General features: G+C 70.3%; 23 protein-coding genes and 3 pseudogenes. 16 read left to right on the plus strand and 10 right to left on the minus strand.

Features of this window, described 5'->3' with window-relative positions:
* Positions 1-101: 101 nt before the first annotated feature.
* The 4 genes and pseudogenes from PZB75_RS00310 to PZB75_RS00325 form a co-directional block, all read left to right on the plus strand.
* Complete coding sequence (locus PZB75_RS00310; RefSeq protein ID WP_275533239.1) at positions 102-404, plus strand: tRNA-dependent cyclodipeptide synthase; 303 nt, start codon at positions 102-104, stop codon at positions 402-404.
* Positions 405-720: 316 nt separating this feature from the next.
* Positions 721-1,638: a hypothetical protein gene (locus tag PZB75_RS00315; RefSeq protein WP_275533240.1), complete on the plus strand. Its 918-nt coding sequence runs from the start codon at positions 721-723 to the stop codon at positions 1,636-1,638.
* A gap of 460 nt (positions 1,639-2,098) precedes the next feature.
* On the plus strand, positions 2,099-2,503 hold the full coding sequence (locus tag PZB75_RS00320; RefSeq protein WP_275533241.1) for a winged helix-turn-helix domain-containing protein: 405 nt from the start codon (positions 2,099-2,101) through the stop codon (positions 2,501-2,503).
* Between the two features lie 30 nt (positions 2,504-2,533).
* A pseudogene (locus PZB75_RS00325) lies at positions 2,534-2,644 on the plus strand (PLP-dependent aminotransferase family protein); the annotation flags it as partial.
* A gap of 370 nt (positions 2,645-3,014) precedes the next feature.
* Here the strand turns inward: PZB75_RS00325 and PZB75_RS00330 are convergent.
* On the minus strand, positions 3,015-3,440 hold the full coding sequence (locus PZB75_RS00330) for a hypothetical protein (protein ID WP_275533242.1): 426 nt from the start codon (positions 3,438-3,440) through the stop codon (positions 3,015-3,017).
* A gap of 347 nt (positions 3,441-3,787) precedes the next feature.
* Here PZB75_RS00330 and PZB75_RS00335 point away from each other — a divergent pair, with 347 nt between their 5' ends.
* The 10 genes and pseudogenes from PZB75_RS00335 (at position 3,788) to PZB75_RS00380 (ending at position 13,369) form a co-directional block, all read left to right on the plus strand.
* Positions 3,788-4,657 (plus strand): hypothetical protein, encoded by an 870-nt coding sequence (locus PZB75_RS00335; RefSeq protein ID WP_275533243.1) that lies wholly within the window; start codon positions 3,788-3,790, stop codon positions 4,655-4,657.
* Positions 4,658-4,726: 69 nt separating this feature from the next.
* Entirely contained in the window at positions 4,727-5,809 is a 1,083-nt protein-coding gene (locus tag PZB75_RS00340) for a hypothetical protein (RefSeq protein WP_275533244.1), read from the plus strand.
* Positions 5,810-6,041: 232 nt separating this feature from the next.
* Entirely contained in the window at positions 6,042-6,548 is a 507-nt protein-coding gene (locus PZB75_RS00345) for a hypothetical protein (RefSeq protein WP_275533245.1), read from the plus strand.
* A gap of 554 nt (positions 6,549-7,102) precedes the next feature.
* Positions 7,103-7,594, plus strand: coding sequence for a hypothetical protein (locus PZB75_RS00350; RefSeq protein WP_275533246.1), 492 nt, complete (start codon positions 7,103-7,105; stop codon positions 7,592-7,594).
* Positions 7,591-8,001 (plus strand): annotated as a pseudogene (locus PZB75_RS00355) (class I SAM-dependent methyltransferase); the annotation flags it as partial. The gene PZB75_RS00350 and the pseudogene PZB75_RS00355, both read left to right, overlap by 4 nt.
* 86 nt (positions 8,002-8,087) lie before the next feature.
* Positions 8,088-9,122 carry an NUDIX domain-containing protein gene (locus PZB75_RS00360; RefSeq protein WP_275533247.1) on the plus strand — a complete coding sequence of 345 codons (1,035 nt, stop codon included), beginning with the start codon at positions 8,088-8,090 and terminating at the stop codon, positions 9,120-9,122.
* 67 nt (positions 9,123-9,189) lie between these two features.
* Positions 9,190-10,608: an IS21 family transposase gene (istA, locus tag PZB75_RS00365; protein WP_275533248.1), complete on the plus strand. Its 1,419-nt coding sequence runs from the start codon at positions 9,190-9,192 to the stop codon at positions 10,606-10,608.
* A pseudogene (gene istB, locus PZB75_RS00370) lies at positions 10,605-11,374 on the plus strand (IS21-like element helper ATPase IstB). The gene istA and the pseudogene istB overlap by 4 nt, the downstream one beginning before the upstream one ends.
* Positions 11,375-11,555: 181 nt before the next feature.
* Positions 11,556-12,239 (plus strand): hypothetical protein, encoded by a 684-nt coding sequence (locus PZB75_RS00375; RefSeq protein WP_275533250.1) that lies wholly within the window; start codon positions 11,556-11,558, stop codon positions 12,237-12,239.
* A gap of 296 nt (positions 12,240-12,535) precedes the next feature.
* The gene (locus PZB75_RS00380; RefSeq protein WP_275533251.1) at positions 12,536-13,369 is read left to right on the plus strand and encodes a class I SAM-dependent methyltransferase; all 834 of its coding nucleotides are present in this window, start codon (positions 12,536-12,538) and stop codon (positions 13,367-13,369) included.
* Positions 13,370-13,482: 113 nt separating this feature from the next.
* Here the strand turns inward: PZB75_RS00380 and PZB75_RS00385 are convergent, their stop codons facing one another.
* On the minus strand, positions 13,483-14,007 hold the full coding sequence (locus PZB75_RS00385; RefSeq protein WP_275533252.1) for a GNAT family N-acetyltransferase: 525 nt from the start codon (positions 14,005-14,007) through the stop codon (positions 13,483-13,485).
* Entirely contained in the window at positions 14,004-15,410 is a 1,407-nt protein-coding gene (locus PZB75_RS00390) for a hypothetical protein (RefSeq protein WP_275533253.1), read from the minus strand. The genes PZB75_RS00385 and PZB75_RS00390 overlap by 4 nt, the downstream gene beginning before the upstream one ends.
* A gap of 211 nt (positions 15,411-15,621) precedes the next feature.
* On the opposite strand from PZB75_RS00390, the gene PZB75_RS00395 reads away from it, so the two are divergent.
* On the plus strand, positions 15,622-16,101 hold the full coding sequence (locus tag PZB75_RS00395; protein ID WP_275533255.1) for an NUDIX domain-containing protein: 480 nt from the start codon (positions 15,622-15,624) through the stop codon (positions 16,099-16,101).
* On the opposite strand, the gene PZB75_RS00400 is transcribed toward PZB75_RS00395, so the two are convergent.
* Positions 16,088-16,777, minus strand: coding sequence for a PIG-L family deacetylase (locus PZB75_RS00400; RefSeq protein WP_275533256.1), 690 nt, complete (start codon positions 16,775-16,777; stop codon positions 16,088-16,090). The two genes, PZB75_RS00395 and PZB75_RS00400, sit on opposite strands and share 14 nt — an antisense overlap.
* A gap of 81 nt (positions 16,778-16,858) precedes the next feature.
* Here PZB75_RS00400 and PZB75_RS00405 point away from each other — a divergent pair, with 81 nt between their 5' ends.
* Entirely contained in the window at positions 16,859-17,941 is a 1,083-nt protein-coding gene (locus PZB75_RS00405) for a hypothetical protein (protein ID WP_343286212.1), read from the plus strand.
* Between the two features lie 41 nt (positions 17,942-17,982).
* Here PZB75_RS00405 and PZB75_RS00410 read toward each other — a convergent pair whose 3' ends face one another.
* The 6 genes from PZB75_RS00410 to PZB75_RS00435 are packed head-to-tail and all read right to left on the minus strand — an operon-like array spanning position 17,983 to position 24,218.
* Positions 17,983-18,993: an aldo/keto reductase gene (locus PZB75_RS00410; protein WP_275533257.1), complete on the minus strand. Its 1,011-nt coding sequence runs from the start codon at positions 18,991-18,993 to the stop codon at positions 17,983-17,985.
* Positions 18,990-19,901: an NAD(P)-dependent oxidoreductase gene (locus tag PZB75_RS00415; RefSeq protein WP_275533258.1), complete on the minus strand. Its 912-nt coding sequence runs from the start codon at positions 19,899-19,901 to the stop codon at positions 18,990-18,992. The genes PZB75_RS00410 and PZB75_RS00415 overlap by 4 nt, the downstream gene beginning before the upstream one ends.
* A 38-nt stretch (positions 19,902-19,939) precedes the next feature.
* Entirely contained in the window at positions 19,940-20,563 is a 624-nt protein-coding gene (locus PZB75_RS00420) for a hypothetical protein (RefSeq protein ID WP_275533259.1), read from the minus strand.
* Positions 20,550-22,091: an AMP-binding protein gene (locus tag PZB75_RS00425; RefSeq protein WP_275533260.1), complete on the minus strand. Its 1,542-nt coding sequence runs from the start codon at positions 22,089-22,091 to the stop codon at positions 20,550-20,552. The genes PZB75_RS00420 and PZB75_RS00425 overlap by 14 nt, the downstream gene beginning before the upstream one ends.
* Positions 22,091-23,230, minus strand: coding sequence for a hypothetical protein (locus tag PZB75_RS00430; RefSeq protein ID WP_275533261.1), 1,140 nt, complete (start codon positions 23,228-23,230; stop codon positions 22,091-22,093). Before PZB75_RS00430 ends, PZB75_RS00425 begins: the two co-directional genes overlap by 1 nt.
* A gap of 34 nt (positions 23,231-23,264) precedes the next feature.
* Complete coding sequence (locus PZB75_RS00435) at positions 23,265-24,218, minus strand: NAD(P)H-hydrate dehydratase (RefSeq protein ID WP_275533262.1); 954 nt, start codon at positions 24,216-24,218, stop codon at positions 23,265-23,267.
* Between the last annotated feature and the right edge of the window lie 131 nt (positions 24,219-24,349).

Raw genomic sequence — 24,349 nt, forward strand, 5'->3', positions numbered from 1 at the left:
CCGGCATCCGCGCCGGCCGCTCCGGCTGAGGGGGATCTCGGGGAGGAGTTGGCGGACGCGTACTGGACGACCCATGACGGGGCCGCTGCCCGCACGAGCCTGTGGACCATCCTGGGCCGGCTGCCGTCGATCGGCCGCCGGGTGCTGGGCCTGGCCTGGCGGGCCGAGCCCTCAAAGCCCGGATGCCTGAAGGCTGGGAGCCCACGGAAGAACAGGTGGACATCGGGCTTGTCCACAGCGAAAAGGCCCTGCCCTTCACCATCAACGCCGCAGGCATTCTCGGCATGCCGCAGTCCGTCGTCGCCTACAGCCGACCGGCTGCGCAGACCAAGTACTTCTTCACCGGAGGCTCCGCCTTCCGCGCGTTTCCCGGCCAGGGATACATCGGACTGCGCGTGCGCTAGTGATGTGTGCCTGCCGCGTCGGGCACACGAGCGCGCCTCCGCCTCACTGCCCGGTACGGGAGTCAGCAGAGTCTCTCCTCGCCGCCAGAACAGCGACAAGCACCGCAGCCCCCGGGGATGCCGAACCGGTAACCACGGTGCCCCTGACCGCCGGTTGCACGTCGGTGCCGGTGAGCGCCAGCGTGTCGTCGCTCCGTGCCCCACCATCTCCCGCTCAGCAGCAGAGGATGGGCACACCGTCAGCCACTGGAGAACGCTTATGAAATGCAGCGTCTACCAGGCGGGCGGAACCATCCCCTACTCGAGGAGCATCTCCATGTCGCCCGCCCGATCGCAGTCCGCCGCCACCACGGCGGCGGCCGCCCCCGACCCCGGCCACCCCTTCCACATCACCAAGGAGGAGGAACGGCGGCTACGTCTCGCCGCGGCGGAGGTCGCTCCCTCGCTGGTGATCGGTCAGCCGACCGTGTTCGACGAGTACGTCCGGCAGCTGATGGTCCCGCCCATGGTCATGGACCTGTTCCGCAAGGCTTCCAGCATCCAGCTGTCGGCGTGGGAGATCGAGGCGATGCGCAGGCACCTCGCGCCGCCCGGACTGGGCGCGCTGCCCGAGCCCGGGCTGCTGCGCCGGATCATGATGGAGAAGGCCCGTCGGGACAAGACCCATCCGCCCTATATCCGGGTGGCGTGCACCGGCCGCGGCACCTGGGACCACTGGGCCACGGAGTTCAACTACGTGCCCGCCGACGACGAGCCCTCAGGCGACATCGGCTCCCCGGTCGTCCTGGAACTCTGGCCGGCCCAGCACTACTCGCCAATCCACTCGCACGGCAACACCACCGGGATCATCCACTGCCTCGCCGGGCGGCTCGACGTCATGGCCTACGACCACTTGGAGTGGGACGCAACCAAGCGCGGCCTGGTCACTCTCACACCCGGTCAGTGCGCCTGGCTCGACGGCGACACCTACGCCGTCCACAAGGTCTTCTGCCCGATGGACGGCGGTGGGGGCGCGACGGGGCCCGAGTTCATGAGTACCACCGGCGAGTTCGGTGCCAGCTTCCACGTCTACCTCAATGAGTGGGAGACAGCCCTGGACACCGACGGCACCCCCTCCCGCGACGAGTTCGAGTACATCGACGAGCTCAACAAGAAAAAGAAGAAATTCGCCACCTACTCCGACCTGTCCTGGAACGTCCTGCGTCGAGTCCTGACGCACACCGACCTCGACTGAAACCAGAGATCGGCCCGTCAGCGTGCTGCATACGTACAGCCGCGACCGGTCGGCCCGGCGAGGGCTACGGCACACATGGCCCCAGTTCCCCCGAGGTCCAGAAAATCCGTGCGGTCTGCGCGACGAGGTTCGGGGCGCTGGTGGCGATACACCCAGTCTTCCGAAGATCAGCCCCTAGCTCGACGCAGAAGGGCGGGCGGCGGGCAGGGCAGTGACCGGCTTGGCCTGCACCGGCGCTCGGCGACCCCCGGCGATCTGGCACCCGTCCCATCACCATGTTTCACCCGTTCGGCGGTTGGAAGCAGCTACTGAGATTGAACTCGTGAATTCGTAGGGGCTGGCGGGGGTGCTTGCCTGCGGTATCACGGGAGGATGAGGTATCCACAGGGTGGCGGGTTGACCGCTGAACGGCAGTGCAGGCGCGAGGAGTTACGGCTCCAGGCGGCTGAGCGGTTCGCTCGTGGCGAGGGCAGTACGAAGTACGGCGATCGCCAGGGATCTGCGGGTCAGTGTCCGATCGGTGCAGCGGTGGCGTCACACGTGGGCCGAGGGCGGCCCACGGTCCCTGCGGTCGCAGGGGCCCGCGTCGCTGCCGCGACTGAGTGAGAAGCAGATCGCTCAGCTGGAGTCCGAGCTGGCCAAAGGGCCGGCCGCGCACGGCTGGGAGGACCAGCGCTGGACTCTGAACCGCGTGAAGACGGTGATCGGACGGCGCTTCCACCTCACGTACACGATTCAGGGTGTCCGCAAGCTGTTGGTGCGTAACGGCTGGTCCTGCCAGGTCCCGGCCCGTCGTGCCATGGAGCGGGACGACGAGGCGATGGCCGGGTGGATCCAGGAGGTGTGGCCCCGCGCGGAAGGCTAGCGGCGGCCCGTGGAGCATGGCTGGTCTCCGAGGACGAAGCCGGCTTGACCCGGGCTGGTCCTCGGCTACGCGGCGAGCGCGCCCACCGACATCAGCGAAGGTGTGGCAACCCTCGGCGCCGCCCTACGGCGCCTGCCCTGAACAGGTCGATACACGGTCCAACGCCAGCATCGACCACCACGAGGCCGCCGGAGTCAACCCCCGAAAAACTTCCGGAGCCGACCACTTAGTGCGATCGGATCATCACGGTGTGCTCGAACGGGCTAATCTCCCGTCGCGTTGAGGCCGTTGGCTTCAGGAAGGGGCAGCTGCGGCCCTGATGAAGTGAGCCAAGGACGGCCGCGGGATGGAAGGAACTGCCGCGAAGACGCCCTCCTTGATCGGCGGACACGAGACCGTGGTGGAGTGATCCTTCCTCCCGGCCTTCTGCGTACCGCTCCCCCTGAACAGAGAGACGACGTCGTCGCTGATCTGCCGCATCGCGAGCCGCTACGGACTGAAAGCGACGGCGTTACGGTCCTGCTGGAAGTGGCGCAGCCACCAGCCTCGGCACGACGGAGGGGGCGCGCGGGCAGACGCCGAAGTGTTGTTGAACACGGCGGGGCGGCAGCTCCTGGCAGGCCTGTGCGGCGTCGAGGAGGGTGTGCTGGCGCGGGCATTGCCGTCCTGGGTGCGGGAGGATGCCCGGCTGCTGGCCGCGGATGCCGGGGAGCCGGTGGCGGCGTGGCGGATCGGTGGTGCGGTTGCCGGGCCGGTGGCGTTCGGCTGTCGTCTGTGCACGGCCCGGCGTACGGGGACGGCTGGGCGGGCGGTCCCGGGTGTCGTCCAGCGCCTGGACCAGGCCGCGCAGCGGCATGTGGCCGCCGGGCCGGTGCCAGACCGGCCCCTGGGGGCCGTGTGCGGCCAGGTCGTCCAGCGCGGCCACCAGCAGCGGCACGGCGCCGTGCCCGGTGTAAATCTCGAGGAAGCTGTGCTGCCAGTGCTCTGCGGTCAGGTTCAGGACGCGGTTGATGCGGTTGGCCAGCGCGGCGCGGCCGGCGCGGGGGTCCGATACAGGCCTTGGCCACGCTGCGCCGCCACATCACGGGTCCTGGCGGCTGTGACCGCCACGGTGTTCACCAGGCGGCGATGGGGGCCGTCTTCCCGGTTTGCGTTCTGCGGTTGCAGGGGCTGCACGTGCGTGCCTCACTGGAGATAACGCGCCTTCCGGTCGTCGTAGTTCGGATTGATTGGCGGAACCACGGCGCCAGTTACCTACACATGCTGCATCGAAGGAGCCAATTTATGGGTGAGGTACATTTCGGTGACATCACACTCGGAAGCTACAACTGCCTTCCGAAGAACAGTCAAATTGTTCCCTATCATGCGCCCGAAAAATTGACCATGCTGGCCACGCCCCAAGTCGACTGGCTGTGGCCCTCTGGAGTGCGGACCGCCTTCGATCGAGAGGTGACTGCAAAGTCCATCTCCAGCACCATGCCGCTTGACGCTGCCCACAGCCGCTGGGAAGAAGAGACGAAAGGGCATTGGTTCGGGGATAATTACAATCGTGCGGACTTCAAGAAGGCTCATGAAAGTTGGAATGAATGGCCATTCCATCTCACAGACACACAGATATATTACAATTACGTTCAGCATTACGGATATCATTCGCAGCCGTGGGCACTATATCATGAGACTACTTTCCTCGGGAGTCCGTCGGCCTTCGTTGGAGTCCTCGTCGGGGTAGCACCCCTGGTCTTCTGTACCAATCCGGTGCAGGGAAAGGCGACGAAGATTTACACCGAAAGCAGTAGTTTTCGAGTGAGTAATAAAACTACGCAAGAAACGGAAATCGGTTTCACTATCCAGGCAGGAGCCAGCATCTCAGGATTCACACCAAAGCTGGCTCATACCTTCAAATGGTCGAAAACCACCACCCACACATCAGAGGTTAAGCATACGAGCGGAGAACAAACCACGGTTCAGCTCGATGAGGGACAGTGGGGTCGGATGGAAGTGCGTGCCTGCGCCGGAGTCTATGACGGCTGGATCTGTTACAGGCGCCCGGAACAGGGCAAGCAGAGGTTCGCGGCCTACCCCATGCGTACCGCGCTACACGTGCCTGGATTCGCTTCCGCCGTTACGGAAAAAAAGGCAGTCGGCACAGTGTGATTGGCTTCCTACGACCGGTGGCGCAGTTATTAGGTCAACGGCCTCGTTCGCTCAGAAAGGACGCTTCCCGTGAGCAGCAAGTTCGGCGACATCCAGATAGGGTACTACAACTGCCTCCCTCCGGAGACGACTATAAATCTTCCCTACCGCATGAGTAACATAGCGTCTATGGTTGCGATAGGAATGCCCCATGTCGAATGGGGAAAGGAGGATGACGGCACCAAATGGCTGATGTGCGCATTCGACAGAGATACAAAGACAAGCGACGTGGGCGACTGGCGTGCAGCTCAGTCGATATTGAGCGGTCGTAGTCCATTTCGGAATTTGTTTGGACAACCAACCAGTGGTGACGTCAAAAAGGTGCACGCCAATTGGTCCGAATGGCCATATCAGCTACCTCAAAAAGAGATCGACAGATACACAAGGGTCTGCGGAGAGAAGTCGCAGCCCTACGCACTCTACGATCACTGCGCAAGTAAAGAACTGCCAGCGGCTTTTGCGGGAAAACTGGTGGGATACGCACCGCTCATCGCGCAGAAAATTCCATTCTCAGGAATGACGAAAAAGTACGTTTCCGAAGTTTCCGTCAAAGTCACTGACACCAGCGCGCACAGATCGGAGCTGGGTCTGTCCGGCGAGGCAGGAATCGCGGTGCCCAACATACCTGTCAAATTGGATTCGAAACTTATGTGGACGAAATCCGTGACAGAAGAAACAGAGGTGAACAAATCGCATATCGAGCAGACGGAGATAGAGGCGAAAGAGAACGAGTTTGTGAGACTGGATCTGCGCGCCTGCGCAGGGCTGTATTCCGGCTATATCTTCTACCAGGTGCAACCTGCGACGCTTCTGGAACCTACTTCCGTCCAATTGGGTGCTTATCCTGCCATTATGCCCATACATTCACCTGGATGCCCTGCCTCGGTGGCAGAGCATCGGATGAAAGCCTCTACGACTCTCTTCAGTGAAGACGAGCGTGCTTTGATGGACATGTACTCTCAAGCGGAAGCCGAGTATCAGTCGGCATGGCGGGCCGCCACCCATACCGGTAAGTCGGCGCCAGACACGACTGACAGTCGGCTGCTGGAACTGGATAAACGACTAGGCACCCTGCGGGCGGCCGCTGTGGCAAGTCGCCTCGTCAGTTGGTGACATCACTGGCGCCATCAGACTGCTGCTACTGAGATTGAACTCGTGAATTCGTAGGGGCTGGCGGGGGTGCTTGCCTGCGGTATCACGGGAGGATGAGGTATCCACAGGGTGGCGGGTTGACCGCTGAACGGCAGTGCAGGCGCGAGGAGTTACGGCTCCAGGCGGCTGAGCGGTTCGCTCGTGGCGAGGGCAGTCGGCGATCGCCAGGGATCTGCGGGTCAGTGTCCGATCGGTGCAGCGGTGGCGTCACACGTGGGCCGAGGGCGGCCCACGGTCCCTGCGGTCGCAGGAACAGCTCGACACCAGCCCGATAGCGGTCGTGATGATGGGCATGCCCGTCACCCTCCGCCACTGCGGACACGGCCAGGGGCTGGCGCAGCCGGACCAACTGAGCGCGCAAGCTCGTCGACTGTCGCGACCGCACCTCAACCTGAACATAAACTCCCGGGACACCAGATCACCCAGTTCTCCGGCAGCCCGGTCCGCCACCTGCGGACCGGCCGGCACCACAGCGCTGGTACCGCCATGCACAGTCCTCCTCCACCCCCGCCGTCACCGCCCCGTCGTCGGCTCCCGGGCACATCTCGCTGCTGTCGTCCATCCACCCAGACTCGCCCCAGATCTCGGCCCTGTCACCCGCCCCCTCCTCAAGTGGCCGACCCGCGCGCAACCGGGCATCGGACCAACGGCCTGCTCAGCCGGTGATTCCGCCTACCGCAATGCGGGGCGTCGGGCGTGAACACGGCGGGCCCGGCGTGTGCGGCAGCAAGACGTCGCAAAGCTGATGCCCGCACAGTGTCACTGGACTCTGCCCGTGGTGACGGTCCTGCAGATCCGCCACCGCATGGAGTCCGTCGACGAAGAGCTTCTCCAGCTCGCGCAACAGCCCACGGGCCCCGCCTTGGTCTGAACGTTCCCCCAAGCGTGCACTCCTGTCTCCTTCCACACGCTGGGAACAGCATCCCGAGACTCGAAGTCGAGGTAGGCGGCCGGCTCAAGCCCGCTGTCCCGGCCCAGCAGGAGACCGGGCGTTAGAGTGTGGGCTCCGTCACGTGCCGGTCCCGAGAAAGCGACACGCTGAGCTACGCGAATGCGACACAGGCCGAAAAAGCAGCCGGGCCATAAAGCGACACGCCCCCGGGGGACACGGTCTCTGCGGAAACAAACCTGCTTACCCGCCTGCATTTCACCGCCAGCGAGCTCGGGGTCATGCTGGGCTGCGCGAATGTCGGGAGTCTGGCCGGCGCGCTGCTGGCCCCGCGGATGAGCCGCCGGCTCGGCCCCGGTCCACTGATGATCATCACGCTACTGGGCCTTCCCCTCACCCAGATCCCGCTGCTGCTGGCCGGGCCGGGCCGCCTGTGGCAGGTCTCTCTCGGCGCCGCGCTGAACGTGCAGTTGTTCTGCACGCCCGCGTGCGGCACCACCCAGCGCACCGTGCGGCAGATGATCTGCGCACCGCACTTCCAGGGCCGGATGCAGCAGGCGTCCACAACGCTGACCGCAGGATCGCGGCCGTTCGCGGCGCTCGTCGCCGGCGGCCTGGCCGCGCTGGCCGGGGTTTGGCCGGTCCTCGTTCTCGGCGCCATCCTGCTGCTGGCGCCGGCCGCCGTGATGTGTCTGTCCCCCTCCGGACGCTGCGCGCCCTTCCCGGCAGCACCCGGACTGCGGTACCGCAGGCCTGCGACGGCGCAACCGAACCATGACCCTCTCCTCCTCCACACGGGCCGGCCGCCGGGCCGGACCAGCTGTTCACCACGCACCCACAGGAGCCTTCGACCGTGACGCTCGACCAACTGAACGAACCCGCCGCTCGCGATGGGGACTTCCGGGACCTGGGAGAGGCCGAGCGCGGCCTGCTTTCCGAGCACGTTCCCGCCCCCGGCGAAGGGGGCACGGTCTTGGACGTCGGCTGCGGGACCGGTGAACTTGCCGCGTATCTCGCGAAGAGCGGGTACCGCGTCGACGCCGTCGACCGCGACGCCAGCGTCCTGGACCGCGCCCGGTCCGACCACGCCGACGCCCAGAACGTGCGGTGGTTCCGCCTGGACATCGAACGCGACGACCCCGCCCCGCTCGGCGACGACCTCTACGACGTGGTGATCTTCCGCTCGTCTGTGGCGTTCGTGCACGACCGTACCCGCGTCGTGCACGCGCTCGGCCGCCGACTGCGCGAGGGCGGCACCCTGCTGATCATTACCCCGCTGGCCGCGCACACCCGCGCCGAGGTGCGGCACAGCGCACTGGACGAAGACGAGATCGCCGCCCTCACTTGCGGATGGACGAGCGTGCAGCGCGCGTCGCCGTCGACGACCTGGCGGCGCTGGTCCTGCGCGGGCCGTGCGCGGACACCGTCGCCATGGAACGGTCCGTGCCAGCCACCGGCAACGCCGTGGCCGGGGCGCTGGCCGCCGTCACCGACGAACAGGGGCGCGTCCTGCTCGGGTGGTCCAAACGCGGCATGTGGGAGCTCCCCGGCGGGAAGATCGAGGGTGCCGAGCCGCTGGACGGAGCCGGGGCGCGAGAGCTCGCCGAGGAAACCGGCCTGCACGCCACCGGCGCCACCTTGCTGACCATCATGACCGACGCAGCCCAAGGCGTGCCGCGGGTGACCGCCGTGATCCGGATCGCCGGCTTCACCGGCACCCTCACCACCGCGGAGCCGGAGAAGTTCACCCGCTGGGAGTGGCACGACCCTCACAGCCTGAGCTGCCTCGGCCCCGTCTTCACCCCGGCCGCCCAGGCTCTGAACGCCGTCTGGCCCGGCGTCATCCCCGGGCTGCCGCCCGTCCACCGCTATCCGCACGATGCCGACCAGCCGGCCGTGCCCGGGGAGCCGGCCGAGGCCGTCCGGCTGCGCGATGAGATGACGGACGCCGTCATCGCCGGCGGCTGGGTCCCCAGCCCTGCGGTTCAGCAGGCGCTGCACGCGGTGCCGCGGCACCGCTTCGCACCGGAGAAGGATCTCGTCACCGCCTACGACGACAACCTGGCCGTCGTCACCCGCTGGGACGAGAGTGGCCAGGCGACCAGCTCGGTGAGCGCGGCGTGGCTCCAGGGGGACATGATCGAGAAGCTCCGGCTGGAGCCTGGGGCGGTCGTGCTGGAGGTGGGCTCCGGCGGGTACCAAGCGGAGCTGATCGCCCACGTCGTCGGGCCGGCCGGCCGGGTCGTCACCGTGGACATCGACCCCTACGTCGTGCACCGCACCCGGCGATTCACCGCAGAGGCCGGCAGCGGGCGCGTCCTGGCTCTTGTCGGCGTACAAGTGAACGTGCACCACTCCGTACGGATGAGAGTGCACCAAAGTTGATGCGGTGATGGGGTCGTGTCCGTGAGTCTGCTGTCGTCTGTTGGGCGTCGGTGGAGGGCGGCAGTCGATGGTCTTGGATCCGCATCGCTGGCTGGAGTTGAGGCGTTTTCGCGGGCTGTACGAGTCCGGTGCGATGAGCCTGCGGCAGATCACGAAGGAGACGGGGCTGAATCGCCGTACGGTCGCCAAGTACCTCGCCGGGCCGGCTCCCATCGCGCCGCCGCAGCGGGAGGCCAGTGAGAGGCAGCGGCCGCGGGCGGTGGACGAGGTTGCCCCGCTGATCGATGCGATGCTGCGGGCAGAGGTTCTGCTCAAGGGTGCGGTGATCCACGAGCGTCTGGCGGCGGAGTACGGGATCACGATCAACTACCAGCGGGTGAAGATCTACCTGCAGGAAGCCCGGCCGAGAATTGCCGGGGAACTCGGCATCAGCCCGGGTGAGCTCGTCGGTCTGCACCGCCGGTTCGAGGTGGTTCCCGGAGCTCAGGCACAGGTGGACTGGGGGGACGAGGGCAGGGTCCTCGCCCATGTCGGGATCCCGAAGGTCTACTCGTTCCACATGGTTCTGTCCTATTCCCGAGATCCCTTCTGCTGCTTCACCACGTCGTTGGACCTGGCGACGTTCTTCGACTGCCACCGGGCCGCATTCGCGCACTTCGGCGGGGTGCCGATGAGCGTCGTCTATGACCGCACCAAGACAGTCGTGCGCCGGCACGTCGCGCCGGGCGAGGCGGTTCCGTTGCATCCGGAAGCCGTGGCCTTTGCCGGGCACTACGACTTCGACATCGACGTCTTGGCTGCCTACCGGCCGCAGGGCAAGGGCCGGGTCGAACGCCAGGTGCTGATCGTCCGCGATCATGTGCTGGCCGGGCGGGCGTTCTCCTCCATCGAGGAGATGAACGCCGCCTTCACGGCCTGGGTGCCCGTCCGGCGGGCGAAGGTCCATGGCACCCACGGCGAGGTGATCGGGCACAGGGCCGTGCGCGATCACGTGGCCCTGCGGCCGCTGCCGCAGGCTCCGTATGTGGTGGCTCAGCGGCATCTGCGGCACGTCGGCAAGGACTGCCTGGTCGCGTTCGACGCAAACCTCTACTCGGTGCCCGCCCGCAAGGTCCGCCCCCGACAGCTGGTCGAGATCCGGGCCACGAAATCCCAGGTCACATTGCACTCCACCGTGCCCGGCCAGGATGGAATGACGCTTCTGGCCGTCCATCCACGAGCTGTCGGCCGCGGCGCCCGCATCGTGGACGAGAGCCACTGGAACGGCCTGCCCACCGGCACCGGCCGCCGCGTCACGAGCGGCGACGGCCCGCCCGCGCCCCGCCGTGAACAACCGCTGGGACCGGAAACAGGCCCCTTGCAAGCCCTGTTGAACCGGGCCTCCGCCGCCAGCGTCGAGGTCGGCCGCCGACCGCTTTCCGTCTATGACGAGCTGACCGGCACCCGTCCCTTCACTCCCAAGCCCCCGATGAAGGAAGTCCGTTGAGCGAGCTGACCAGCACCCGCGTCCGCGCTACGGCCGTCAAGCTCGGCCTGCCCCACCTGGCGGAGGCCGTCAGCCAGTACATCCAGCGGGCGGACGAGGCGAAGATGGGCTACCTCGACCTGATCGATCTGGTCCTGGCCGAGGAACTCGCGGTCCGTGAGGACCGGCGCTTCCGCAGTGGGCTGCGGACCTCGAAGCTGCCACACCACAAGACGCTGGAGGATTACGACTTCTCCTTCCAGCCCGACCTCGACCCGCGCAAGGTCAAAGACCTCGCGACACTGTCGTTCGTCGCGGACAAGGCCAACGCTGCCCTGCTCGGGCCACCCGGGGTCGGCAAGACACACCTCGCTGTCGCTCTGGCCGTCGCGGCCTGCCGGGCCGGCTACTCGATCTACTTCACCACCCTCGACGACATGGTCCGCCACCTCAAGACCGCCGAGGCGGCGGGCCGGTTGACCAGCAAACTCGGCAGCTACCTGCGGCCAAGCGTGCTCGTGGTCGACGAGGTCGGCTACCAGCCTCTCGAACGCGCCGAGGCGAACCTGGTCTTCCAGGTGATCTCCAAGCGCTACGAGAAGGGATCGATCATCCTGACCTCGAACAAGACCTTCAGTGAATGGGGACAGATCTTCGGCGACGAGGTCCTGGCCACCGCCATTCTCGACCGCCTCCTGCACCACTGCGAAGTCGTCGCGATCAACGGCAACAGCTACCGCCTCAAGAACCGTCTTCAGCCCTCGAACGGGACACCGACGTCGCCTGAGCGGTGCACATAACTCTGTACTTGATGGAGCACTCACATCAGTACGGGGACAGCTCTCCAGGGCGACGGCGCGCTCGGCGCACCAGGGCATGTCCCGCGCGGCGGCTTCGACGGGTGCGTGATCACCCACAACGTGTAGGACCTGTCCCCGCACTGGCGCAAGCAACTGGCCCACGGCGCCATGTTGGTGGTGCCGCTGGAGATCCACGGCTACACCCGCGCGATCGCCCTCGAACGGCAAGGTGACGTCCTGCACGCTCCGGCCTGGACCTTCTGCGGATTCGTCCGCGACCTCGGCGAGAACGGCCGCGCCACCCCGACCGTGAATCTCGCCGACGGGCAGTTGCAGCTCCGCTTCGAAGACGGGGCTCCCGGCGACACCGCAGGGCTCGATGAGGCGCTGCGTGGCACCCGACACGAGGTGCCCACGGGGGTGACCGTGGCCGGCAACGAGTCCTTCGAGACTCTGCAGCTCTACCTCGCAACCACCGTCCCCGGCTTCTGCCGCCTCGCAGGCAACAAGAAGAAGGACACCGGCATCGCCGCCGTTCCGCGCGGCGCCGACGCCGCCGCCGTGCTCGGCGACGGCGCTCTGGCCTACCTCACCCATATCCCGGTCCAGGAGGGCGAGACCCCCGCCGAGCATCGCGCCGAATTCATCGCCCACGCGTTCGGCGAACAGGGCCCTGCTCTCGCCGACCGGCTCGCCACTGCAGTGCGCTCCTGGGACCGGCACGTCCGGGGCCACGGCTACCCCGGACTCACCGTCCATCCCCCCAGCACGGCCGACGGCGAGCTTCCCGCCGGCCACCTCCTGGACAAACACCACACCCGGCTCGTCTTCACCTGGCCCGACACACCCTGACCCCGGCCCTCTCCGGGCCGGTACGCGACCAACGTCGAAAGTTGACACGTCGGTCCGCTCGTCATTGAGCCCGGCCGCCGCATCGCCCAGGTCCGCAATCCGTTCGGAACGATCGTCGGCATCGAGGGCAAGTAGGGCCCAGGAAGGCCGGGCCGCGGGGTGCCCGCTGACCGACCGGTGGGCACCCCGCGCAGCCCAACCCACTCTTCGTGCCCCGCCCCGACCCGCTGGTGGCCCGGACGCATCCTGGCCGCCGAGTACTTCACCTACCTCCGCTCACCCCCGCAGGAGAATCCGTGGAACACCCTGAGTTCGATCAGGTCCCCTCCGACTGGGCAGGTGCCTTCTTCGATGAAGGCTTCGAGGAGACCTTCCGACGCAGAGGCGCGTACGACGCGACCGTTCAGGACATCGACGACCTCTGCTCCACCACGCTGCTGTCCGATGCCGGCACCCGGATACTCGACGTGGCCTGCGGGTTCGGCCGACACGCCGGTCTGCTGGCCGAGCGCGGTCACCATGTCGTCGGGATCGACGCGTCGGCAGACCAGATCAAGCGAGCTCAACAGCTCTACCCACAGGGTCAGTTCGCTCTCGGGGATATGCGTCAGCCGCCCACGGGTCCGTTCGACGTGGTCTTGAACTTGTGGACCAGCTTCGGGATTCTGCCATCGGACGAAGAGGATCTTTCAGCGCTGGTCGCATGGCGCCAAGTGCTGGCTCCCGGTGGCATCCTGGTCCTGGACTTGACGACCCGGGAGCGCGCTGAGCATCTCAACCGCCGAGGTAACGAGCCGGTCAGCACGAAGAAAGTGACACGGGAAGGTGTGACGACGGAGGCGCGCTACGACTGGGAATCGGGAGTCTCCTACGTCCGCTACACCCGTCCAGGCTGGTCACGGTCGAGCCGAACCCGGCTGTACTCCCGCTTTGAGCTGGCCAGCATGCTGCAAACAGCCGGATTCGGCTCCGTAGGGTATTGGGGGGATTTCCGGCTCGGGCCGGTAGACCTGGCGAAGCGACTGGTGGCCATCGCGACTATCGGTGAGGTCAGCGAGTTCGCCCCTCACCGCCTAAATGAGCCGGGGAAGCGGGATCAGGTGGGAGGTGGCGGCTTCCGGACCCCCTGAGCGCGCAGGCCCGGTAGCCTGCCAGCGGGCGGACCGAGAGTGAGGGTGCCGATCGGCACCCTCAGACTGATCAAGCCGCTGGCCCCCTCGGAGCGCTCCCGCGCGGTAGCCGGTTACACCGCTCTGGGCTGCTGCCCCTCTGTCTGCGAGCTCAAGGTCTTGCTCAGCGCCCGGTTGATCCGGGGGTCCCGGCCGGAGACGTAGGGGTCGACCAGGGCGTATCCGCATCTGGTGTAGAGGGCGAGCGCGGCGTGGTTGCTGACGCCGGTTTCCAGGAGCACCTCGGTCTTTCCGTGATGACGGGCGTCCTGTTCCAGGGCCTGAAGGATCCCCCGTCCGAGGCCCTGGCCGCGGGCTGCCGGGGTCACGTACATCCGTTTGACCTCGGCGGTGGTGGAGCCGACGGTCCGCCACCCGCCGCAGGCCAGGGCTGTTCCGTCCGGGAGGCCGGCTACGAGGAACACGCCGCCGGGCGGTTCGAACTCCGCGACCGGGGTGGTTGCCGGGTCGTCGGCCTTTCCGTAGGTCGCGACCTGCTCGCTGTGCAGGGCCCGGGTGAGCGCACGGGCGGACGGGCTGTCGTAGGAGACGGCGGTGATCGTCCACGCGGGTGCGGCGGCCGGGAGCAGTCGGGTCATGCCCTCGATAGTGCCGTGCTGAGGGCGTCGAGCGCATCAGTGCGGCCGGCGGCATGCAGCTGCTTGCCCGCCCTGCCGCGCACGCCCGCCAGGAGCGTGCGGCATCGGACGGACTGCACGTGGGGCACGTGGCCGGCGAGGGCGGTGATCCATTGGGCGGTGGCTTCGGTGTCGCGGGCGCCGATGCTGGCGCGGACGAGGTGGATGCCGTGGAGGATTCCGGAGCGGCGGAAGCCGGCGGCGGGCCCCTGGTCGGCGATCGGGGTGAGGAGGTTGGCTGCCTCGCGGAGCAGGCGGGTTCGCTGGCGGGGGATGTGGGCGGCGAGGTCGACCAGCGCCTGGCCGGACTCGGCGTCGATCTGCTGGGAGGTGAGGTAGTACAGCGACGGCGGGTCGTCGCTGCGGCGTTGCTGGATCAGGCGTCGGCATTGCTCGGTCGCGCGGCGGAAACCGTCCAGGTTCCCGGCGCTGGCGTGGGCGGTGGCCAGGCGCCCCCAGGCCCGGGCCTGGACGAGAGGCACTGCGTGGGCGGAGTGTTCGACGGCGGCGTGCGCGAAGCGCAGGGCCAGAGCGGGGTCTGCGCCGGCGGCGTGCTGGTAGGCGAGCATGCCGACGGCGTTGGAGACGGTGGTGGTGTCGGCGGCGGCGCGGGCGATGCGGATGGCCAGGAGCTGGTAGCGGTGGGCGGCGGGGGCGAGTCCGGCGTCGAAGCTCATCCAGCCGGCGAGTTGCGCGGCGCCGGCGGCGTGCTGGAGGAGGCGGTTGCCGGTCGCGGCGGTGTACTGGGCGCTGTGGATGAGGGCGAGGGATTCGTGGAGGGCGATCCGGGCCTGGCGCTGGCTGAGGAGGCCGCCACCGGTGCGGTCGTCGAGGCGTCGCAGAGCGGCGAGTTGCTCTTCGAGCATGTCGACGAACTCCGGCGCGACGAAGTCCCCGCCGCTGCGCCCGGTGATGCGCTGGACGGGGGCCTGGCGGGTGGCGTCCCAGACGGCCGCGGTCAACTGCTCGGTGGCGGTGGACTGGACGAGTGCGGGTTCGATGGTGCCGCTGGTCCACTGGGACGCGGTCCGAAGGACTTCTTCCAGGGGCAGGGGCCCGAGGAGTTCCTCGGTCTCTCCCGTCTCGGTGGTGGGATGCTCGCGGCCCCACAGCTGGGCGGAGGTGTAGCGGCGGCCGGTGGCCTCGGACAGGACGACCGCCACGACATCGCGCACCGCGGAGGAGCGCGGGAGGCGCCCGCGCAGCCACTTGTAACCCGCGGTGGTGCTCACGGTGGGGTGACCCATCGCGTTGAGGCGGGGGTTGATGGCTCTGGCCAGGTCCCCGGCCGACCAGTCAGCGCGGGTGAGCGCTTCCTGGAGTACAGCGGGGTGTGGGCGCGAGGGGATGCGTTCAGTCGCCACACGTTGACGCTACGTCACAGTGATGCGGCGTGGGACGTTTCACGGGTTTTCACGCTTCAGCCGTCGAGTTCACGGGTTTCACGCCCGTGAGTCCTGGGCGCGCCGGGGCCGGGGTGCTGAGCTGGTTGGGGGCCGGAGCCGCCCGTGACCGTACCGCGGCGGCATCCGGCCGGCCCATGCCTCTGCTTCTTCACCTCCTAGGTGGCCCCCCTTGATCCCTGACTTCGTCGCCGCCCTTCGCGCAGCAGTCGGTCCGGACCACCTGTTGTGGCTGCCGGGGGTGAACGCGGTCGTCCGGGACGAGGAGGGCCGGGTGCTGCTGCACCGTCGCTCCGATACCGGTGAGTGGTCGCTGCTGAGCGGCATCCTGGAGCCGGGCGAGGCCCCGGCCGCCGGGGCGGTCCGGGAGGTGGAGGAGGAGACCGGGATCCGGGTGGTGGTCGAGCGCCTGGCCGCGGTCACCGTCTCACCCGAGGTCCGGCACCCGGGCGGCGACCTGGCGCAGTACCTGGAGCTGGTCTTCGCGTGCCGGCCCGCCGACCCGGACCAGGTGGCCCGGGTGGCGGACGAGGAGTCGCTGGAGGTCGGCTGGTTCGCGCCGGACGCCCTGCCGCCGGTGCGCGACAGCGTCCGCGAGCGCATCGCGCTGGCCTTGGCGGACGACTCGCGCGCGTTCTTCACTCCGGCGTGAGGACCGTATGCCGTACGACCTCGAACGCCTCCGCAGCCTCGCGGCCGATCTGGGCGCCGCGCACGTGCGCGGCGGCGAGCACCGCGCGGACCGAGCGGGTGTGCGGCCAGGGACGCATCTCCGAGGCGTACAGCTCCAGCGCCTGTTTCTTCACGGCCAGGGCCCGGGCGGTCAGGGGCTGGAACCAGGTGGGGCGGAACGGGTCGCCGGTGCCCCATTCGGTGGCCGAGCGCACTTCCCAGGCCAGCACCGTGGCCACGCTGGAGCCGGGCTGGGGGCGGGTTGCGGCTGCGACGGCTTCGGCGGTGATGCGGTGGTCGAGGGAGAGGTCGGCGGCGCTGTGGGTGTAGAGGATCTGCGGCTTCCAGCGGGCGACGGCGGCTTCGACGGTCTGGGTGATCGCCAGGCGGGGCACGGTGTCGAAGGCGTTGTCGGCGAAGTCGGCGATCTCCACCTCGGCCCCGTAGAGCGCGGCGACCTGGTGGACGCAGTCGGCGCGGTGGGCGCGGGTCTCGTCGTGGCCGGTCCCGGGGCGGCTGGTGGCGCTGGCGCAGAGGACCAGCAGGTATACGCGGTCGCCGGCGTGGACGTGTTCGGCCAGGGTGCCGCCGGCGCCGAGGACTTCGTCGTCGGCGTGGGCCGCGACGGCCAGGACGCTGCGCGAGCTGGAGGTCATGGTGCTCCTTAACCGCGTGAACGGATCGGATCGGCCTGCGGCGGTCGCCGTCGGCCCGGCGTGAACAGGAAGGAAGACGCGGTGGAGATGAAGGACTTTCCCGGCGTGGAGGTACGGGTCGGCCGGGTGCGGATCGGCCAGGGGGTGCGGATCGGCGCCGGGACGGTGATCGTCGCCGACGACCTGGTGCTGGCCGATGGCGCGGTGGTCGGGTCGGGGTGCGATCTGCGCTCCGCGCACCTGGAGTTGGGACCGGGTGCGCAGGTGGGCGAGGGCAACCGGTGGCTGGTGGCGGATCAGGCCGTGTTGGGTGCGGGAACGGTGGTGGATGCGGGTGCGGACGTGGTGTGCCGGCGTTGGTCGGTGGGCGACGGCAGCTACATCGGCCACCGGCTGCGCGTCGGCGCGGGCGCGTCGATGGAGGAGCGGTCGGTGGTGCGGATCGGGTGCCGGTGCCAGATCGCGCCGGACGTGGTGGTGAACCCGACCGAGCAGGTGGTGATCGGGGACGAGGTGGGGATCAGCGCCCAGGTGGCGATCTGGACGCACGGCTACCACGCGGGCCACGCCGTCCGCGACGGGCACCGAGCGGCGTTCGCCGGGGTGGAGGTGGGCGACAGGGTGTGGCTGGGGTTCCGGTCGGTGCTGCTGCCCGGCGTGCGGGTGGGGGCGGGCACAGTGGTGGCCGCGATGGCCACCGTGAACCGGTCGCTGCCCGCCGGTGTGCTGGCGGCCGGGGTGCCCGCCCAGGTCAAGCGGGCCTTGGAGCCGGTGGCGCTGGACGTGGCCGCGCGGCGCGAGGCGGTGGCCGGCCTTCTGGAGATCTGGCTGGAGCGCCTGCGGTTTAAGGGCGCGGCGGTCGAGCCGATGGATACCGGCGGTGCCGCGGGCCGGTGGTCGGTGACCGCCGGAACTCAGCGCTGGGAGGTCGCCTGGCGCGCGGCGGATGACGGGGAGCGTCCCGGCGTCGTAGAGCTCGCCCGCCGGGAGGCGGGGGTGGCGCCGGTGGTGTTCGACTTCGCCGAGCCGCTGGCGGTGCGCGGCGTGCTGGACGACCTCGGGCACGATCTGCGCGATCACCTGCGCCGGGCGACGTGGCTGTTCCCGTACGAGGGCAACAGCCGCGGCCTGGTGCCCGAGCGGTTCGCCCGGCTGCTTCGGTGACCTGCCCGCCCGGCCGAAGCCGGACGGGCAGCAGGAGTTGGTCACGGGCGGCCTTCGAGGTAGGCGACCAGCTCGGGGGTGACGCGGTCGGGCGCGGCGGCGCCCGCCATGCTCTCGCGCAGCTGCCGGGCGGTGCGCGCTCCGATGACCGGGACCACCTGTGCCGGCCGTCCGGCGGTGCGCAGGTAGGCGAGGGCCAGTCCGTGCGGGGTCATCCGCAGCGCCGTGGCGGCCTGAAGGAGCCGGGCTCGGCGGACCCGGCCGGTCGGGGTGTCGTAGGTGGTGGCGTGGTGGGGTGCGTGGCGGCCGGTGTGCCGGGCGGTGAGGAACCCGGCGGCCAGCGCACGGTAAGGGGTGACGGTCATCGCGTGCCGGGCGGCCAGGGCCAGGTGGTCCGGATCGGCCTCGACCAGCCAGGGTTCGGGCGGCGGCTGTACGCGCGGAGCCAGGCTCCACAACGGCGCGGTGACCTCGGGGACGGCCAGTCCTTGCCGGTGGGCGTGGACGGTCCAGGTCTCCAGCCGGTCGGTGGTCCAGTTGGAGGCGCCGACGCGGCCGGCGTAGCCGTCGCGGACCGCCCGGTCGGCGGCATCCGCGATCTCGTCGACGCCGATGTCGGGGTCGTCGCGGTGCAGGACCAGGGTGAAGGGGACGCCGAGGCGCTCGCTGCTGCGGCGGGCGTGGTCGAGGATCGTCTCGGGGCGCAGGTCGCCGCGGTCGGGCCGGGCCGGGTCCAGGCCGGCCTTGGTGATGACGTGCACGTCATCGGCTCCGGTGGTGCGCAGCCAGGTGGCGATCAGGGGCTCGGCGTGGAATGCGCCGTCGCCGGTCGGTCCGTAGGTGGGGGCGGTGTCGATCAGACGGCCGCCGAGCTCGTAATAGGCGTCAAGGAGTTCGTAGGCGCGGGTCGGGGGCAGGGCGGGGGTGCCGAACTCGAAGGTCCCCAGCGCCGCCGGACCGCTGACCGTGCTCAGCGCCGGCCGTCCGACCGACGCCCCCGGCGGCGGGGAGGCGGGGAGCGCCGGTGCGGGCGGGGCGGGTGCGGGGTTCACCGGGTGGCTCCGGCCGGCACCCAGGTGAGGGAGCGCTGCTGGAGGGTGTCGGCCAGCGCCTGGTCCAACGGGCGGTGCTCGATGGGCCCGTAGAGGCGGGCGAACAGCGTCATGTCGGCCGTGAACGAGGCGATCTCGTTCGGGCGGGCGGCGGTGTGGGTCACCGTGCCGCGGCCGGCGGCGCGGATGACGGCGTCGGCCAGATCGCGGACCGGGACCGCGCGTCCCGAGCCGCAGTTGACGACCGGCGGCAGCTCGGGGGCGTTCAGGATGCGGGTGAGCATGGTGACCGCGTCGTCGATGTGAGTCAGGTCCCGGGCCTGGCTGCCGTCGCCCTCGATCGTCAGCGGCCGGTCGGCGGCGATGGCGTCGAGGAAGGCGGGGACCACGGCGTCGGGGTCCTCGTGGGCGCCGAAGGTGTTGAAGAACCGCACGATGCCGAGCTGGCGGCCCTCTCCCAGGCGCGGCCGGTAGATGCCGGCCAGGTGCTCGGTGGCCGCCTTCCCCGCGGCGTACGGCGAGCGGGGCGCGTGCGGCGCGCTCTCGGCGAGCGGGCCGGTCTGCTGGCCGTAGACCTCGCAGGAGGAGGCCAGCAGCAGGCGCCGGGCCGTCGAGGCGGTGAAAGTGTGGATGACGTGCCGGTCGACGGCGACGTTGTGCTCGAACCCGCCGACCTCAAAGCTCGCGGGCACGGACTTGTGCGCGGCCAGGTGCACGACGGTGTCGCAGCCGGCCAGGTCGTCGGTGGTCAGCGAGCGGACGTCGCGGACCTGGAGGCCGTCGGGGCGCGGGCGCGGCGAGACGACCGACAGGTCGTCGACCGCGGTGACGCCGTGCCCGGCGGCACGCAGCGCGCCGGTGAGGGCGGAGCCGATGAAGCCGGCGGCTCCGGTGATCAGCAGTTCCACAGCAGGTTCCCTTGATGTGGGGCGGAAAAGCGGAAGGATCAGAGGGTGTTGAGGTAGACCGCGAGGTCGGCGGCGCCCTGGTAGTGGTGGGCGCGCAGGCCCAGGCCGGCCGCGGCGGTGGTGACCTCGGCGATGTCGTCGATGAGGACGAGCCGGCTGCGCGGGACGCCATGCTCTGCGGCGACGTGGTCGAAGAACGCCGCCTGCGGCTTGGTCGCGCCGATCTCGTGGGAGCAGTGCACGGTGTCCATGACCGGGAGCTGGTCGCGGTACAGCTCGCGCCAGAAGTCGGCGTGCAGGACGTTGGTGTTGGAGACGCCGACGACGCGGTCGAAACGGGCGCGGGTGCTAGCGCCGCCCAAGAGCCGGATCAGGTCGGTGTCGACGGTGCCGTAGATGGCGTTCCAGCCGGCGGCGATCTGCTCGTCGCTCAACTGGTATAGGCCCAGCCGGTGGCGCAGGTGGCCGAGGTAGGCGGCGGGGGCGATTTCGCCGCGTTCGAACGCGTCGAATTCGGCGTCGATCTGCCAGCGCTCCCGCAGCAGGTCCGGGTCGGTGTCGGCCGCGTCCGCCCAGGCGGCGAGGGCGGACAGGAAGGAGTAGGAGAAGAAGACGCCGCCCATGTCGAGACACAGGATGGGCTTCGGGTCATGCGGGGACACGGGCGGGCTCCGGGAGGGTGAGGAGGTGGCGGTAGCGGTCGGCGATCACCGTGCGGCGCGGCTTGCCTGTGCTGGTGACCAGGCCGAGGTCGGGCCAGGAGTCGGGCAGGACGCGGACGGCGGCCAGGTCGGACCACGGCAGCTCGCCGCGCCGCCGGGCGGCCTCGGCGCTGCGGTGGAGGTGGTCTTCGAGACCGGCGAGCTGTTCGCGCGGCCAGCCGGCGGTGCCGGGCGCGCAGACCAGGGCGATGGCGCGGGGCAGGCCGTGGCCGAGCAGGCACGCGGCGGTCACGGCCGGGTGGGACAGAAGGTGGGCCTCCACCGGCTCGGGGCTGATCATCTCGCCGCGGGAGGTCTTGAACGCCGAGGCGAGGCGGCCGGCGAGATGGAGTTCGCCGTTGGCGTCGACGCGGACGAGGTCGCCGGTGCGCAGCCAGCCGTCGCGGTCGGTGACCGGCCGCAGGTGCGGCCAGCAGTCGACGAAGCCGGCGGCCAGGTTCGCCCCGCGCAGCAGCAACTCCCCCTGCGTGGTGACCCGGTAGGAGATGCCGACCGGCCGGCCCAGGCCGGGCAGCGCCGCGTCGACCTGGTGGAAGGCGGGGACGGTGGTCTCCGTCGCCCCGTACGCACTGGCGATCCGCAGCCCTGTCAGGTGCTCCAGGTCGGCGGCGACGGCCCGGTCCAGGGCGGCGGCGCCGTTGACCGCCGTCGTCACGGCGGCCAGCGCCTGCCGCAGTTGCCGCCCGGCGGCGCCATCGTGCGCGGCGGCGGCCAGGCGGGCCCAGACGTGCGGGACGCCCAGCAGCGTGTCCGGCCGGTGAACGGCCAGGTCCTCCACGACGCGCTCGGGCGTGGAGGCCACCACGGTGGTCCCGTACAGGCACATCAGGGTGTGCCCCATGATCCGCTGGGCGACGTGGGAGACCGGAAGGTAGGACAGGGCCCGGGCCGGCCGGTGGTTCCACTGGGCGGTCCAGGCGCGGACTCCGCGGACCAGCTCCGCGTCGCCCAGGGCGACTGCGCGCGGGGTGCCGGTGGTGCCGGAGGTGAACACCACCGCGGCGGCCTGCTCCAGCCGCGCTCCGGCCCAGCGCCGGGCAACCGCCCGCCATTGGAGGGGTGTTCCGGTCGGGCGGCAGGTCGCCTCGTCCACCCGGTGAAGGAGAGTCCCGGCCCGGGATGCCGCGTCCGCGAGCAGGGGACTGTCCCGGCCGGTGGTGTCGATGACCGCGGCCGGGTCGACGACCCGCCACACCGCGGTCAGCTGCTCGGCGGTGAGGTCGGGCAGGACGGCGGGCACACCGCCGGCCAGGAGCACGGCCAGGTCGGCGACGCTGAACAGCGGCCCCGGGCCGGTGCGCAGCAGCACGACGCGGCCGGCGACCTGGTGGTGGGCGCGCAGCTGTTGGGCCACGGCCAGCGCCCGGCCGAGGATCTCGTCGAACGACCAGATGGCGCCGTCGAGATCGACGGTCGCGGCCCGGTCGCCGGGCTGGTCGAGGAAGCGGTGAAGGAGACGGTCGTGCATCACAGATCCTTCGCGGCGGTCTCGGACAGCTCGAAGGCGCCGGCCAGTTGGCGGCCGCGGGCGGCGACCAGGGCGTGGCGGGAGATCACCACGGCATCACGCCAAGCGCCCTCCAGGCCGTTGCCCCGGTGGACGGCCGCGGTACCGGCGGCGTCGAACAGCTCCCGGCACACGGCCTCGGCGGCCTCGGCCATCTGGCAGCAGGCCGACCGCAGCAGCGCCCGCTCGGCGCCGGGCACCTCCCCGGCCAGAGCAGCGGCCCAGGCGGCTGCGGTCGCACGGTCCAGCAGCGCGGCCGCGGCGCGCACCCGGCCGTCCGCGCGGGCGAACGCCGCCTGCGCGGACGGCTGTTCGGCGAGCGTGCCGGCCGTGTGCCGGGTGCCGGTGGTGGCGGCCAGCGCGGTGAACGCCGCCAGCGCCCGCTCGGCGGTCGCCTGCGCCACCGCGGCGATGCACCCGGCCATCAGCCCGTAGAGCGGGTAGCGGAACAGCGGCACGTCCACGTGCGGCGGGTCCGTCAGCACGACGCTGTGCGCGAGGGGGACGTCGGTGTCACAGGCCACGGTGAACGAGGCACTGCCGCGCAGGCCGAGCGCGTCCCAGTCCTCCTCGACGGTCACCGCGTCGCGCGGCACCAGCCACCAGCGGGTGACCGGGGTCCCGTCGGCGCCGCGGACGGGGGCGGCGAGCGCGGTCAGCGTCATCGCGGGCGCGCCTGTGACCAGGGGCCAGCGCCCGCGCAGGCGCACGGCCGTGCCGTGCTGCTCGGTGGTACCGGCGGGCAGGGAGGATCCGGCGATGACCGGGCGCAGCCCCGCCAGGTCGCGGGCCGCGGCCTCCTCCAGACGGGAGAGGAACGCGCCGGCCGGGGCGTGGATCGCGGCAACCCATCCGGCGGCCGGGTCGGCGGCGGCCACCTCCCGCACCGCGTCCAGGATCTGCGGCACGGCCCACCCCAGGCCGCCGCAGTGCACGGGCAGCGCGACGCGCGGCAGCACCGACTCCTCCAGCGCCCGCCACACCCACGGGTGCAGCGTGCCGTGCCGCTCCCCGTGCTCGCGGTGCACGGCAGCCGCCTGGCTGAGCTCTTCCACGGCCTGCGCCCCGGCCAAGGCGGGGTGCTCTCGGACAGCGGTCATCACGATATCCACTCACAGTTGAGGAATCGAAGGTTCACAGGTGGGCGGGCCAGGGGGCTTGCGCCGGCCGGTGCCCGTCCGGGGCGGCGAGCAGGTCGCGCAGGGCGACGGCGACCGCGTCGAGCAGGTCCCGCGAGAGCCAGCCCGGTCCGATACCGGCGGCGAGCGCGGCTCCGGCGGTACCGACCAGGTGGCAGGCCAGCGCCGCCGCGTCGGTTGCGGCAAGCGCCTGCGCGAGCAGGCCGGCCGCCACGCCGGCCAGCACGTCACCGGTCCCGTGACGCGCCAGCCCCGGGTGCCCGGCCGGCACCTGCCAGGCGCGCGCGCCGTCGGTGATCAGGTCCTGGTCCCCCTTGGCCACCGCCACGGCCCCCGTCTCCTGAGCCAGCGCGGCCAGCTCCGACATCCCGGCCCCCGCGCCGCGACCGCCGACCGGACCGGTCCCGGCGGGCAACAGCGCACGGGCCTCGTGCCGGTTGAGGAGCACCACGTCCGCGCCCAGCGCCCGGATACACCGCCGGGCGGCCGGGCCGCCCCCCAGTGACCCGTCGACCACCAGCGCCGCGGACCGGTCCTGCCGACGGGCCTCGACCAAGGCGTCCAGCACCTGCCCGGCCTGCGGGCTGCCGCCCAGGCCCGGACCGACCAGCCACACCACCCGGCCGCAGGCACCGTCGGCCACCAGCCGCCCGTGCATCCGCGCGGACGCCTCGGCGACCGTACGGACGGCCGCGGCGTCCAGCTCCGGGCCGTCCGCCTCGATCAGATGCGCCTCCAGCACCGTATGCTGGCCGGCCGGCCCCGGCGGCGCGGCGATCCGCACGCCGTGCACCCCGGTGCGTCTGGCGGCCAGGCCGGCCAGGAACGGCGGCGCGGCGTAGGCACGCGAGCCGCCGATCACCACCACCAGCCCGCCATCCCCCTTCACTCCGCCGCCGGCCACCGCAGCCGCGCGCTGCGCGAGCGCCCGCGCGGCTGCGTCGTCCACCGTCACCGCGTCCACAGCCGTTCCCCCGTCCCGCGGAACGGCAGGTGCGCACGCCCGCAACTGGCTAGGCTCGAACTCCGAAGCAGACCGGCCCGGCTCGGCGATCGCCGGCGGGCCGCACCGAGGGGAAC

Origin of the sequence: Streptomyces sp. AM 4-1-1 (genome assembly GCF_029167625.1) — a bacterium.
Taxonomy (GTDB): domain Bacteria; phylum Actinomycetota; class Actinomycetes; order Streptomycetales; family Streptomycetaceae; genus Streptomyces.